This is a genomic window from Enterobacter sp. BIDMC 29 (assembly GCF_019378755.1).
In the GTDB taxonomy this organism is placed as follows: Bacteria; Pseudomonadota; Gammaproteobacteria; order Enterobacterales; family Enterobacteriaceae; genus Enterobacter; species Enterobacter ludwigii.
The window spans coordinates 4598910-4611941 of record NZ_CP080000.1 but is presented as its reverse complement, the minus strand read 5'-3'; the positions used below and the strand labels follow the sequence as shown (position 1 = coordinate 4611941).

The window sequence follows — 13032 nt, the reverse complement described above, 5'->3', positions numbered from 1 at the left end:
AGGACATTATGAAAAAGACAATTATTAAAGCAACATGTATTAGCGCATTATTATTAAGTACCCAGGGATGGTGCGGAAATACCTCCGTCGATCTTCGCTTTGGTCATAATACGCGCTCAGACGTAAATGATTCACGTATTAAAGTGATGCATCAGGCTGATAACGGTTTTTACTTCTCCGTCGAAGCGGCGCAAAACCATAACGATACGTTCTTTGGTGATACCGACCGATATAATCCGGACGAAAAAGGGTTAACGGAGGCAGCACAGGAAATCGAAACGCGCTGGCGTTTTGATCTGGGAAATGGGTTCGCCATCGCGCCAGGGATGGTGACCGTCTTTACCGCCAGCAATACGCATTACCGCCCCTTCATCCAGGGCTGGAAAGCATTCGATAACGGCCTGAACCTGTCTGCCCGCTACCGCTATAACACCGTTAACGACGCGCACAGCGACAAACGCCTGGACGGCAGCGGCTACACCCGCCGCGAGTCGCACCAGTTCGACCTGTGGTTCGCGTACAACATCGGGAAATTCGGCATGTCCTATAACCCGCGCTTCCGCTGGCAGGATAATGTCGATCAGGGAACCGGGGATGATACCTACTGGGAGCACACCGTAGCGTTCAACTACAAGCTCGACGACGGCTGGACGCCTTACGTCGAACTGGTGTCGCTGGATAAAACCTACCTCACTCAGGATGGCAATCATGAAAATGATTACGCCATTCGTCTGGGTATCGTGAAACAGCTCTGACGGCCTGCCTACTCCGTATCGTGCTGCAGAAGCCTGCAGCCGATACGATCGACGGCGCTTAACAGGTCCAGCTGTCCCTCTCGTTGATATAACGAGACGGCATTCATATCAATCGACAACGGCCAGCACAGCGTAGAAAGCCCGGCCAGCGTCGAACCCTGACGGGTAATCGCAATAATCTTTAGCCCCTTACGCAGCGCGTTACGCGCCATTTCAATCAGCGACTGCGTCTCCCCGGATTTACTGATCAACACCAGCGTGCCCTTCGATACCCGGGTCAACTGGTGCATATCATTCAGAATCAGGTGCGGCAGGCTCGCCAGTGACAAAAAGCGCGACAGGTAGTTGAGGCTGGTGAGAGATGCCCCGCGTGCATATAAATAGATATGGCTGGAATGGGTCAGTAACCGGGACACGTCCACCACGATATCGTCTGCCTGTGGCTCCATCGCAGGCTCGGCAGGGACAGACGTAAAATGGTCGCGTAAAAACCGATAGCGAAGCTCGGTATAACTTTTATAGCCCATTTTCTTACAGACACGATTCACCGAGGTGGTTGTCGTAAAAGTATCACGCGCAATCTCTTTTGCCGATATATCAGAAATATTGCGTGCGTGGTGCTGAATGTATTCAAATATCAACCGTTCACTTCCCTGAAATGAATTCATTTATTACGTCCTGTTAAAACCTAACAGGATATTAGCAGAATAGCGAAATAGTCTCTGGAAGGCGCTTCACATATTGCCACATAGCGTATGACGATACGTAATTAGTATTAGCAAACCTTAAACACTGTTTTAAGTTCTCTTTATACTTTCGCTATTTTCACACCCAGGGAATTATTACAATGATGAATCAAAAAATTATCGCTGTAACGGCTTGTCCTACAGGGATCGCGCACACGTTTATGGCGGCAAGTAAAATTATTGCATGGGCAAAAGAGCATAATATTGAGGTCAAGGTCGAAACGCAGGGCAGCGACGGCGTAAAAAACAGATTAACGAAACAGGATATTGCCTCCGCCACGGCCATTATTCTTGCAACCGACGTTCCCATTCAGGATGCAGAACGTTTTGAACACGTTCCTCACCTTCAGACCCGCACGCAGGAGCTGATCAAAAATACCGACCGCTACCTGCGTCAGGCGCTGGCCATGCAGAAAAACGTCACCACTGTGGCGGACGAAGACGCCATTCAGCGTTCGGCTTACCAGATTTTTATCGGCCATATCATGGCGGCCATCAGCTATATGTTACCGGTCGTGGTGATGGGCGGCCTGATGATGGCGACGGCCAAAATTACCGGACAGTTTATAAACATTGAGCATTCGCCGTTCAGCGTGCTGGATAAAATGGGCTTTATGACCATCAAGTTCATGTACCCGGTCTTTGCGATGTATCTGGCCTTTTCCATTGCCGGTAAACCGGCACTGATCCCCGGACTGATCGGCGGCATCATGTCAGATGAGGTCTACAAACGCTTCTTTGATATTGAAGGCTTTATGCCCTCCGGCTTTTTCGGCGCAATTGGCATCGGCTTTTTTGTCGGCTATCTGGTGCGCTGGCTGAATGATGCGATTCACGTCCGACAGCAGCTTACCACCCTTAAAACGATGCTGGTCGTTCCGCTGATCACCGGTATTACGCTGGTGATGGTAATGGAATATCTGATCAACCCGATTTTTGGTTCGCTTAACCAGCTGATGGTGGTCTTTTTTACCTCGGCGGGTGATACCGGACGCGGCTTCTATTCGGCCATGATCGCCGCGGGTACCGCGTTCGATCTCGGCGGCCCGGTCAATAAGGCGGCAGGATCGGTCGCGCTCGGCCTGAACGGCATGAGCGAGACATTTGATTTAACCGCCCGCGAGCTCTCCATCGTGATTCCTTCTATTGGGGTAGGCCTCGCCGCGTTCCTCAATGGGCGTTTTGGCCTGCCGGACGTGTTCAGCCGTGAAGAGAAAACCGTTGGCAGCACTTCGTTATTGCTGGGTTTTATCGGTATTTCAGAAGGCGCTATCCCGTTCATCCTGAAAAACCCACGCCTGATCCCCGTGTTCATGACAGGAGCCGTCTCGGGTGCGCTGGTGGCGATTGCCCTCGGCGTGAAGCAGACGTTGCCCCTGCCGGCTATCTGGGGCTGGCCGCTGGCGACCAATGTGGTCGGGTACCTGGCAAGCGTCTTTATTGGCGCACTGATTTGCGCCCTGGGCGTGCTTTATCTCAGCCCAAAGAACGCCAGATAAGGAGAGCGCAATGAGCCAGATCCACGTCATAGCCCATACCCACTGGGATCAGGAGTGGTATTTCACCCGCCAGGACAGCATGGTGCTGGCGTCATACAACTTTGCGGAGGTCATCGAGACGCTGGAGCAGGATCCGGCCTGGCAGTGCTATCACCTTGACGGGCAGATGGCGGTGGTGGATGACTTTCTCGCCATCAATCCCGATTACCGGCCCCGGCTGGAAAAACTGGTCAGGGAGAAAAGCGTGTTTGTCGGGCCGTGGTTCACCCAGACGGATACCTACAACGTTCACGGCGAATCGATTATCCGCAACCTCAAGTACGGCATTTTCGCCGCTCGGGCGCTGGGGCATGCCATGCAGGTCGGTTATCTGCCGGATACCTTTGGGCATAACGCGCAGATGCCCACGATTTTGCAGGGCTGCAATATCGATAATATCGTTTTCTGGCGCGGTATCGACCACGACACTCAGGCCAAAAACAGCCAGTTTCTCTGGCGCGCGCCCTCAGGTGCAACCATCATCGCCTGTGCAATGGCGCTGGGGTATGGCGCGGCCAAGAACATGCACGCGGAGGCCAGCCATCTGCACGGCAAGATCTACCCGATGGTGGATCTGCTGCGTTCACGGTCGCAGATTGACGACCTGCTCCTGCCCTGCGGCGGCGATCAGGTCAGCATCGACCCGGCGCTGCCGCATATCCTGCAGGCTGCCAGCGCGCACTCTCCCACGCAGGACCGTTACGTCCTCAGCTCGCTGGAGCAGTACGTCGCTCTGCTGCGCACAAAACGGGAACAACTGGCGTTATGGGAAGGTGAGCTGAAATCGCCGCGCTACACCCGCATTCACAAAACGATCGGGTCTGTGCGTTACGATATCAAAAAGAAAAATGCCGACATCGAGCAGTTCATCCTGCGACAGCTGGAGCCCACCATCGCCATGGCGCGTCATCAGGGCATTCCGGTCACGCTCCCGATCGTGGACACCCTCTGGAAGAAGCTTCTGCGAAGCCATGCCCACGACTCCATGGGCGGCTGCAACAGCGATGCCACAAACCGCGACATTCTTCATCGGCTCGAGCAGACAGAGCAGCTTTGTCACAGCCTGTGGAATCTGGTGGTGAAGTCACTGGCCGCCGCGTGCTGTCAGGAGGGTGACCTGCTCATTTTCAACCCGCTGGCCACCCCGACCCGCTGCGTGATCCACACCACCCTGTACAGTCGGGCCGACAATATCACCCTGACGTATCAGGGCCAGCCGCTGCCCTTCGACGTTCTGGAACGCGAGACGTTACCCGGAGGAACGGCCATCTCCCTCACCTGTGAGGGCGAACGCGAAACGCACCTTCCGCCTTATTTCCGCTGGCATGTTGTTCTGCAGACGCCTCTCCTGCCGCCGGTGGGCTATATCACCGTCAACCTAAAAGACACGCCGGCTCCGTTTGCCAGGACCTGCGCCGCGAAAGGAGAGGCGATAGAGAATACGGTTTATCGACTGACGCTGGAGGCCGGTACGCTGGTGCTTGAAGACAAGCGCAACGCCAGGCGCATCACGTCGTTATTCAGTCTTGAAGACTGCGCGGATGCCGGAGACAGCTATGATTTCTCGCCGCTCGCGGGCGATGAACCGACGCGTTGCGCGCATTTCACGCTGATCGACTGCAGCAAAACCCCTCTTTGCCAAACGATGGTGCTTGAGGCGGTCATGTCGCTGCCGCCGGATCTCGCTGGTCGCCGGGAAAATACCCGCACCCCGTTATCGATGCGCATAGTGTGCGAATTACGTCACGACGATCCGAATCTGCATGTCGATAGCTCGCTGGTAAACAGCCACTGCGATCACCGGCTGCGTTTACTGATCAACAGCGATATTTGCACCCGTCACTCCCTCGCCTCGCAGCCGTTCTCGATAATCGAGCGCGAAACGGGGTACGACGATACTCGCTGGCAGGAGCGCTATCGCGAGAAGCCCGTGGATATCGAAACCAGCGAGGGCATTATCGCTATCGCGCAAGCGGGCAAAGCGCTGGTCGTGAATAGCCACGGCATGAAAGAGTTTCAGGTTATTGGACGCGATCCGGCAGTCATTGCCCTGACCTTATTCAAATCAACCGGCGTACTGGGGCGCAGCGATCTTGACTGGCGACCCGGCCGGGCGTCTGGCATTAACAATACGGTGGTCGACACGCCCGATGCGCAGCTGCTCAAACCGCTGCACTTTTCCTTCACCGTGGCGCTGGCCGATAACGCAGACCATCTGACGCTGCGCCAGCTGGAGAATCAGGCGACGGGTCACCCCTTCACCTATCAACGACAAACGCTGCATACCCTCGATAACCGGCTTGAGCGTTTTTCGCTGCGCCTGCCCGAACGCACGCTGCCGGCAGAATTTTCGTTATTCGCCTTACCGGAACCGCTCGTTCTTTCTGCCCTGCCTCATGCGCAACGATCGCCTGGCACGATCGCCCGCGTGTTCAACGCCGGGACGCAGCCTGTCCCTGTTCCGGCTGGCCTGGCAGAGCGTCCCCAGCTCAATTATCTGGAAGAACACGTGCCATCGGTGACGACGATCCCCCCTTCTGCGACCTGTGATTTTTTGATTGAGGCTTAACATGAACTTGCTTGAACTCACGCACCCCGAACTGGTGTTTATTAACCCACCCTGCCGCACGCCTGAAGCGCTGATCCGCTGGCTCTCCGAACCGCTTGTCGGGCGAAACGTCATCACCGATAAAGACGCCTTTATCCAGAGCGTCTTACACCGCGAAAGTGAAGGTCCCACCGCGCTGGGCGAAGCGCTGGCCGTTCCGCACGGTAAATCAGACGCGGTGCAGCAGGCGGCGTTTTGCCTGGCGCTTTTTGATGAGCCGGTTATCTGGCCGGGGCTGGAAGGCGATGAAGCGGTCAGGATGGTTTTTCTGCTCGCCATCCCACACGCCGAGGCCGGCAGTACGCATATGCAGCTGCTGACGACGCTGACCAGTTCGCTGGCGGAAGAGCGCGTGCGTAACGCGCTTCTGGCGGCGCGCACCGGCGAAGAAGCGCTGTCCGCGTTGCGCAGAGAAATGCCACAAAACGCGGACGCCGAACCCGGGCGCTCACTTGTTATCCCGCTGATACTGGGGGGTATTGCGGCGGCAGCCTTTCTCCAGGCCGGACTGAACTGGGCATGCGGGGTGAGTTAACCGACTGGCGCTCGGCACATGCTGCTGAGCGCTTGTTTTTGTTGAATAATTAATCAGAATTTTCCCTCTCGTCTTTACAAACGCTGGAGTGCCCGTCGTTTGTACTCTCGTCTTTTTACTTTGTTCTGAATCAAATAAATCGCAAACATGTTTGATGCAAATCACTATATGTAGCACTTAAAATGCACGCCGTCCCAACATATTGTATTTATCGTCTACTATTCCAACAACAAGACGGCGACTCAGCTCTCCGGAATTGTGGATAACACGCGTTGGGAACGTGGGAAGTCTCTGGCCTGGCTGACAATACGCCCGGTGAACACTTCTCCACCTTTGTGGATAACCTGTTTTTAAAAATGGAGTGATCATGACACCGCATGTGATGAAACGTGATGGCTGTAAAGTGCCGTTTAAATCAGAGCGCATCCAGGAAGCCATTCTGCGTGCAGCTAAAGCAGCGGGTGTCGATGACGCAGATTACTGCGCCACCGTCGCAGAAGTCGTTAGCAGCCAGATGAACGAACGCAGCCAGGTCGATATCAATGAGATCCAGACCGCGGTTGAAAACCAGCTGATGGCGGGCCCCTACAAGCAGTTAGCCCGCGCCTATATCGAATACCGCCACGATCGGGACGTTCAGCGTGAGAAACACGGTCGTCTTAATCAGGAGATTCGTGGCCTGGTGGAGCAGACCAACTCCGCCCTGCTGAATGAAAATGCCAACAAAGACAGCAAAGTGATCCCCACCCAGCGCGACCTGCTGGCCGGTATTGTTGCCAAACACTATGCCCGTCAGCACCTGCTGCCGCGCGACGTGGTCTCGGCGCATGAGCGCGGTGAGATCCACTACCACGATCTCGATTACTCGCCCTTCTTCCCGATGTTCAACTGCATGCTCATCGACCTGAAAGGCATGCTGACCCACGGTTTTAAAATGGGGAATGCCGAGATTGAGCCGCCAAAATCCATCTCCACGGCCACTGCGGTCACGGCGCAGATTATCGCTCAGGTCGCCAGCCATATTTACGGCGGCACCACCATTAACCGCATTGATGAAGTACTGGCACCGTTCGTCACGGCAAGCTTCAATAAACACCGTCAAACCGCTGAAGAGTGGCAAATCCCGGACGCCGAGGGCTACGCGCACTCCCGTACCGAAAAAGAGTGCTACGACGCGTTCCAGTCGCTGGAATACGAGGTGAACACCCTGCATACCGCCAACGGTCAGACGCCGTTTGTGACCTTCGGTTTTGGTCTGGGTACCAGTTGGGAATCACGCCTGATTCAGCAGTCTATCCTGCGCAACCGTATCTCCGGGCTTGGTAAAAACCGTAAGACAGCGGTGTTCCCGAAACTGGTGTTCGCTATCCGCGACGGCCTGAACCACAAGTTTGGCGATCCTAACTACGACATCAAACAGCTGGCGCTGGAGTGTGCGAGCAAGCGCATGTACCCGGACATCCTGAACTACGACCAGGTAGTCAAAGTGACCGGCTCGTTTAAAACGCCGATGGGCTGCCGTAGCTTCCTCGGCGTGTATGAAGACGAAAACGGCGAACAGGTTCACGACGGCCGTAACAACCTCGGCGTGATCAGCCTCAACCTGCCGCGTATCGCCCTCGAAGCCAAAGGCGACGAAGCGGCCTTCTGGGCGCTACTGGACGAACGTCTGCAGCTCGCACGAAAGGCCCTCATGACCCGTATCGCGCGTCTGGAAGGGGTGAAAGCCCGCGTTGCGCCCATCCTGTATATGGAAGGGGCCTGCGGCGTGCGCCTGAAGGCGGACGATGACGTGTCGGAGATCTTCAAAAATGGTCGCGCGTCGATTTCTCTGGGCTACATCGGTATTCACGAAACGATCAACGCGCTGTTCGGCAACCAGCACATGTATGACAGCGACGCCCTGCGTGAAAAAGGTGTTGCCATTGTTCAGCGTCTGCGCGATGCGGTTGACCAGTGGAAAGACGAAACCGGCTACGGCTTCAGCCTGTACAGCACCCCGAGTGAAAACCTGTGTGACCGTTTCTGCCGCCTGGATACCGCTGAATTTGGCATTGTCGAAGGGGTAACCGACAAAGGGTACTACACCAACAGCTTCCACCTCGACGTGGAGAAGAAGGTGAACCCTTACGACAAGATCGACTTTGAAGCCGCGTATCCGCCCGTCGCGAACGGTGGCTTCATCTGCTACGGCGAGTATCCTAACATTCAGCACAACCTGAAGGCGCTGGAAGATGTCTGGGATTACAGCTATCAGCACGTACCGTATTACGGGACCAACACCCCGATTGACGAGTGCTACGAGTGTGGCTTTACCGGTGAGTTTGAGTGCACCAGCAAAGGCTTCACCTGCCCGAAATGCGGTAACCACGATGCGGCTCGCGTCTCGGTGACCCGCCGCGTGTGTGGCTATCTCGGAAGTCCCGATGCGCGTCCGTTTAACGCCGGTAAGCAGGAAGAGGTTAAGCGACGCGTGAAACATTTGGGGAATGGGCAGATCGGTTAAGGCGTCGGGGGTTTCCCCTCACCCTACCCCTCTTCCTCCGGGAGAGGGAACCGAACGCGCACCTACGTTTTCCCCCTCTCCCTGTGGGAGAGGGCTGGGGTGAGGGCACCCGCGCACAAACACTCTGGACATCTTCTTATGCGATATCATCAATACTATCCCGTCGACATCGTCAACGGCCCCGGCACCCGCTGCACCCTGTTTGTCTCAGGCTGCGTCCATGAATGCCCCGGCTGTTACAACAAAAGCACCTGGCGCCTGAATTCAGGCCTGCCGTTCACCGCGGAAATGGAACAGCGGATCATCAACGATCTCAACGACAAGCGCATTCCCCGCCAGGGGATTTCACTCTCCGGTGGCGACCCGCTTCACCCGCAAAACGTGCCGGACATTCTGAAGCTGATAAAACGCATTCGCCGCGAATGTGCAGGAAAGGATATCTGGGTCTGGACGGGTTATAAGCTCGAAGAACTGAATGCTGAGCAGAGGGAAGTGGTGGATTTGATTAACGTACTGGTTGACGGCAAGTTTGTGCAGGATTTAAAAGACCCTGCGCTGATCTGGCGCGGCAGCAGCAACCAGGTTGTGCATCATTTGCGGTGATCGCTAAAGCCGTTTGTTTGCGTCATGAGAAACGGCTGATTTCTCTCTCTAACCGATAGCAATAACACATACCGTCACAACGTTGTCCTGAACCTGATAGACCAAACGATAACCCTGGGATCTGAGTTTTATCTTGTCGCAATCAGGCAGGCCATGCAGGCGAGCCGATTCAACCCTGGGGTTCACCAACACGTTCGCAAGCTTCTTCTTAAACTGATTTTTTACGGTATCACCCAGCCTGGTCCACTCCTTGAACGCCCTCGGATCAAATACGAGTTCATAAGTCATCCAGCCTAACCTTAATTCCTTTTTGCGGATTAGCCAGCCGCTCCCGGACTGTCTGTATGAGTTCATCTTCACTGTCGCTAACAGTGACCGTTTTCACCGGCATACGCCCCGTCTCCGCAACGTACTGAAACAGTAACCGAACGGCTTCCGTTGGCGTGATATTGAGTTTTTCAAGCACGGCATAAGCCTCGTTTTTGAGTTTGTCATCCAGACGGACGTTCAGCGTGGCCATTATGCCTCCAGTGAAATCGAATGTGTAATGCATCTTAGCATTACATTTGCATTACATCGAATTCTGGATAACGTCTCTCAAAACCGGCTCACACTCTCCATCGCCACCGCTTTAAACCCAGCGAAATCATTGCAACTGCACAGCCGTGACATGGCGCGCTCACGCAGGAAAGTCACGAAAATATCGTAAATCGCCATCGCCTCTTCGTACTCGCGCTTGCTAATGGCGAGCAGGAAAATCACGTGGGCAGTTTCATCCCCCCAGGCAATACCCTGCGGTGCCAGCACGGTGTAAACCACCGTTTTTTGTGCCAGTAGCCCGAGGGAGTGCGGTAGCGCAATGCCGTCGCCCAGCATGGTGCTGACGATGGCCTCTCGCTCCACGACCGAATCCAGAAACTCCGCGCCAACAAACCCCTCTTCTTCGAGCTGCTCGCACAGCTCCCGGAACAGCGTTTGCTGGTCAATCGGCCTGTCAATAATGCGGAAATGGGCGGCATCGAAGTATTTATCCAGCATCCACGGGCGGGTTCGGTCCACCAGCACCAGCTTACCTATCTGCTCAAGCTGGTAGTCCGTCGGGAACGGGGCGATCATCACCACCGGTTTAGACTTTTCGCTCACCCGGGCGGTCGAGATAACAAAGTCTTCGCCGATCGGTTCCGCCAGCTCATACTCGCGCAGCGTGAGCGTGCGGGTCACCTCAATTTGCGGATATTTGCGCTGCAACACCGCTTCAATCATCCGGACCATCGCATTCCCGGCATCGCAAACTAACAGCACGCGCGGCTGACGCTGGTAGCCGATGTTGTAGTGGCGCTCCAGCCCGACACCGATATGCAGCACCAGGAAACCGATCTCGTTTTCGCTGATCACATACGGCGTGTATTTCCCCCAGCTCGACACTGCCGCGAGGGTCATATCCCACGCCATCGGGTAGTGCTGCTTGATGTTATCCAGAAGCGGATTAGGGATCATGATTTGATAGCGCACGCGGGTGATCATGGTTTTGATGTGGGTGAGCAGATCCGCATGCAGTTGCTCGTCGCTGAGCAGGTTGTAGTTATAGTGGGTATTGATGTAGCGCAGGATGTAATTGACCAGCGCTTCGTCGTCATCGGCATTAATGGCACTGGGGGCAATCTCCTGGATCTGACGTGCCGCGATGTGAACGCAGAGCCAGCTCTCTTCTGAAGGCGAAAGCGCTTTATCCGCCAGCTGTTGAATGGTCACAGCGATGTCTTTCGCCGCCTCACGGACATTCTCGGCCACATCTTCTGCGTGAAATTCCGGCAGCGGATAGCCCTCGCTGATACGACGCACCGACACCGCACAGTACAGGCGCAGGAACAGCTCGCCCTCGTCAGTCAGACGAATGTGATGTCGCGTCAGCGCATCGTGCAGCACGGGAACCATCTGCTCCGCCACCCCCGCATTGAGCGCAACGTCGGTCACCAGCGGGTTCAGGCTATCCTGCTGTGCCAGCTCCCAGAGCAGATCGGTGAGACAGGCGCGGGTCGCCATCTCGCTGCCAAACAGCTTCATGCCGTGGCGCGGTCGAGTTTCCAGCGTCAGGTTGTAACGGTGGAACCACTCGCGCACTTCCACCATGTCACTTTGCAGCGTCGCACGGCTGACAAACCACTCATCTGCCAGATCCTCCAGCTTGAGCGAAAACGCGGAGGTAAGAAAACGGACCACCAGATAGTGCACGCGCTCCGGCCCGGTGCGGGGAATGCGCAGCGCGCGCGGGTGTGAGGACTGAAGCTGCTGATAGCGTTCTGCATCGTCAATTTTGAGCTGATAGCCATTGCCGCGGCTGAGAATAAACTGCGCACCGTGACTCGCCAGCAGCGCGTTCAGGGCGGTGATATCAGCGCGGACGGTTCGCGTGGAGACCGACAGCCGCTGCGCCAGTTCGTCCTGCGGCAGCGTCTCGTTTTGCAACAGATCGAAAAGTTGCGCTAAACGTTGGTTCGGAAATCGCACGGGGTTGTCCTCTTACGGCTTAGGGTGAAATGACCATCTGGGATGGGCTGCCGACCGGGGTATAGTCCGGCTCGGCGCTGAGTTTGCCGTCCTGCGCCACGCGAAAACGGGTAATGTTGTCGCTGCGCTGATTCATGACGTACAGCCAGCGCCCCTGTTTGTCGAGCGTCAGGGTGCGCGGGTAATCACCACGCGTCCACACATCATCCTGATGCGTCAGCGTGCCATCCGCTGTTACGGTAAAGTGCCCGATGCTGTTATGCAAACGGTTAGCCACATACAGCTGTTTGCCATCGGCACTGAGTGCCAGCCCGGCGGCAAAGCTGGTGCCTTTGTAGCCGTGTGGCAGGGCGGAGAGGGTTTTCCCCTCCTGCAGCCTGCCCCGGGCATCCAGCGTATAGTGCGTGAGCGTGGATGCCTCTTCGTTAATCAGCCATAACGCATCGCCTTTCGGCGTAAAGACGAAATGCCGCGGACCGGCCCCTTTCGAGGAGGCACTGATAAACGGCGGATCGTTCGGCGTCAGCTTGCCTGTTTGATCGTCAAAACGGTACTGGTAGATACGATCCAGGCCCAGATCGGTAGAAAAAACGTATTTCCCGCGCGGATCGGCGGCGATCATGTGCGCATGAGGGCCATTGTGATCGCTAATGGCAAAACTGCCTTCCACCGCCGCCACCGGTTTCGCCGCGCCCGGCTCTCCCCGATTCTGATGCGTGTCCGAGGCCTCCCCCAGACTGCCGTCTGCATTAACGGGCAGAACAGCAATCGAGCCGCTGACGTAGTTCGCCACCAGCAGGTGGTGACCCTTTGGCGTCAGGGAGAGATAGACCGGCCCTGCACCGCCGGACGCCACCTGATTAAGCTCGCTCAGTTCGCCGTTATCGCCCACGCGCAGCGCCTGCACCACGCCCTGCTCCACTTCGCTCGCCAGATAGAGCGTCTTACCATCCTGCGAGACGGTGAGCTGCGCGGCGTTTGGCAGCGTGCTGACCAGCGTTTTATTCGCGAGCGCACCGGTTTGCGGGTCGAGGGTAAAGCGGTACAGCCCCTCGCCGTTCGGGTTGTAGCTTCCCACCCAGGCGTACTGCGTCTGGGCGATGGCGGTGGTAGCGAGTAACGAGAGTGAAGCGACAAGCAGGTTACGGGTGTGCATGGTGGCTCCTTTGGTTTTGTGCGGTTTGTGCCCCTCACCCTCTCCCCAAAGGGGAGAGGGGACGATTACACCCTCTC

The 13032-nt window shown here is 56.0% G+C and carries 11 protein-coding genes; 6 read left to right on the top strand and 5 right to left on the bottom strand.

Annotated features, from left to right (window positions below):
- The first annotated feature begins 8 nt into the window (after positions 1 to 8).
- Entirely contained in the window at positions 9 to 755 is a 747-nt protein-coding gene (locus JTA15_RS20025; protein ID WP_025205757.1) for an oligogalacturonate-specific porin KdgM family protein, read from the top strand.
- A gap of 8 nt (positions 756 to 763) precedes the next feature.
- Here JTA15_RS20025 and JTA15_RS20020 read toward each other — a convergent pair whose 3' ends face one another.
- The gene (locus tag JTA15_RS20020) at positions 764 to 1423 is read right to left on the bottom strand and encodes a MurR/RpiR family transcriptional regulator (protein WP_219372634.1); all 660 of its coding nucleotides are present in this window, start codon (positions 1421 to 1423) and stop codon (positions 764 to 766) included.
- A gap of 179 nt (positions 1424 to 1602) precedes the next feature.
- On the opposite strand from JTA15_RS20020, the gene JTA15_RS20015 reads away from it, so the two are divergent.
- The 5 genes from JTA15_RS20015 to nrdG all read left to right on the top strand — a co-directional run bounded on the left by JTA15_RS20015 (position 1603) and on the right by nrdG (position 9291).
- Positions 1603 to 3000: a PTS fructose transporter subunit IIC gene (locus JTA15_RS20015; RefSeq protein WP_196087598.1), complete on the top strand. Its 1398-nt coding sequence runs from the start codon at positions 1603 to 1605 to the stop codon at positions 2998 to 3000.
- 10 nt (positions 3001 to 3010) lie between these two features.
- Entirely contained in the window at positions 3011 to 5608 is a 2598-nt protein-coding gene (locus JTA15_RS20010; protein WP_219372633.1) for a glycoside hydrolase family 38 C-terminal domain-containing protein, read from the top strand.
- A 1-nt stretch (position 5609) separates the two neighbouring features.
- Complete coding sequence (locus tag JTA15_RS20005; RefSeq protein ID WP_032681842.1) at positions 5610 to 6182, top strand: PTS sugar transporter subunit IIA; 573 nt, start codon at positions 5610 to 5612, stop codon at positions 6180 to 6182.
- A 367-nt stretch (positions 6183 to 6549) separates the two neighbouring features.
- Positions 6550 to 8688, top strand: a complete 2139-nt coding sequence (gene nrdD / locus JTA15_RS20000) for an anaerobic ribonucleoside-triphosphate reductase (protein WP_219372632.1) — start codon at positions 6550 to 6552, stop codon at positions 8686 to 8688.
- Positions 8689 to 8826: 138 nt separating this feature from the next.
- Positions 8827 to 9291, top strand: coding sequence for an anaerobic ribonucleoside-triphosphate reductase-activating protein (gene nrdG / locus JTA15_RS19995; RefSeq protein WP_219372631.1), 465 nt, complete (start codon positions 8827 to 8829; stop codon positions 9289 to 9291).
- Positions 9292 to 9339: 48 nt separating this feature from the next.
- Here the strand turns inward: nrdG and JTA15_RS19990 are convergent, their stop codons facing one another.
- The 4 genes from JTA15_RS19990 to JTA15_RS19975 form a co-directional block, all read right to left on the bottom strand.
- Positions 9340 to 9579 carry a type II toxin-antitoxin system RelE/ParE family toxin gene (locus JTA15_RS19990; RefSeq protein WP_020885403.1) on the bottom strand — a complete coding sequence of 80 codons (240 nt, stop codon included), beginning with the start codon at positions 9577 to 9579 and terminating at the stop codon, positions 9340 to 9342.
- Positions 9569 to 9811 carry a type II toxin-antitoxin system RelB/DinJ family antitoxin gene (locus JTA15_RS19985; RefSeq protein ID WP_020885404.1) on the bottom strand — a complete coding sequence of 81 codons (243 nt, stop codon included), beginning with the start codon at positions 9809 to 9811 and terminating at the stop codon, positions 9569 to 9571. Before JTA15_RS19985 ends, JTA15_RS19990 begins: the two co-directional genes overlap by 11 nt.
- A gap of 77 nt (positions 9812 to 9888) precedes the next feature.
- On the bottom strand, positions 9889 to 11799 hold the full coding sequence (locus tag JTA15_RS19980) for a transcription antiterminator (RefSeq protein ID WP_014168384.1): 1911 nt from the start codon (positions 11797 to 11799) through the stop codon (positions 9889 to 9891).
- Positions 11800 to 11818: 19 nt separating this feature from the next.
- The gene (locus JTA15_RS19975; RefSeq protein ID WP_219372630.1) at positions 11819 to 12955 is read right to left on the bottom strand and encodes a lactonase family protein; all 1137 of its coding nucleotides are present in this window, start codon (positions 12953 to 12955) and stop codon (positions 11819 to 11821) included.
- Positions 12956 to 13032: the final 77 nt, after the last annotated feature.

Excerpts from the sequence above, each read along its gene's own strand:
- JTA15_RS20025 (WP_025205757.1), top strand. The coding sequence starts at position 9 with ATGAAAAAGACAATTATTAAAGCAACATGTATTAGCGCATTATTATTA.
- JTA15_RS20015 (WP_196087598.1), top strand. The coding sequence starts at position 1,603 with ATGATGAATCAAAAAATTATCGCTGTAACGGCTTGTCCTACAGGGATC.
- JTA15_RS20020 (WP_219372634.1), bottom strand. The coding sequence starts at position 1,423 with ATGAATTCATTTCAGGGAAGTGAACGGTTGATATTTGAATACATTCAG.
- nrdG (WP_219372631.1), top strand. The coding sequence starts at position 8,827 with ATGCGATATCATCAATACTATCCCGTCGACATCGTCAACGGCCCCGGC.
- JTA15_RS19990 (WP_020885403.1), bottom strand. The coding sequence starts at position 9,579 with ATGACTTATGAACTCGTATTTGATCCGAGGGCGTTCAAGGAGTGGACC.
- JTA15_RS20005 (WP_032681842.1), top strand. The coding sequence starts at position 5,610 with ATGAACTTGCTTGAACTCACGCACCCCGAACTGGTGTTTATTAACCCA.
- JTA15_RS19985 (WP_020885404.1), bottom strand. The coding sequence starts at position 9,811 with ATGGCCACGCTGAACGTCCGTCTGGATGACAAACTCAAAAACGAGGCT.
- JTA15_RS20010 (WP_219372633.1), top strand. The coding sequence starts at position 3,011 with ATGAGCCAGATCCACGTCATAGCCCATACCCACTGGGATCAGGAGTGG.
- nrdD (WP_219372632.1), top strand. The coding sequence starts at position 6,550 with ATGACACCGCATGTGATGAAACGTGATGGCTGTAAAGTGCCGTTTAAA.
- JTA15_RS19975 (WP_219372630.1), bottom strand. The coding sequence starts at position 12,955 with ATGCACACCCGTAACCTGCTTGTCGCTTCACTCTCGTTACTCGCTACC.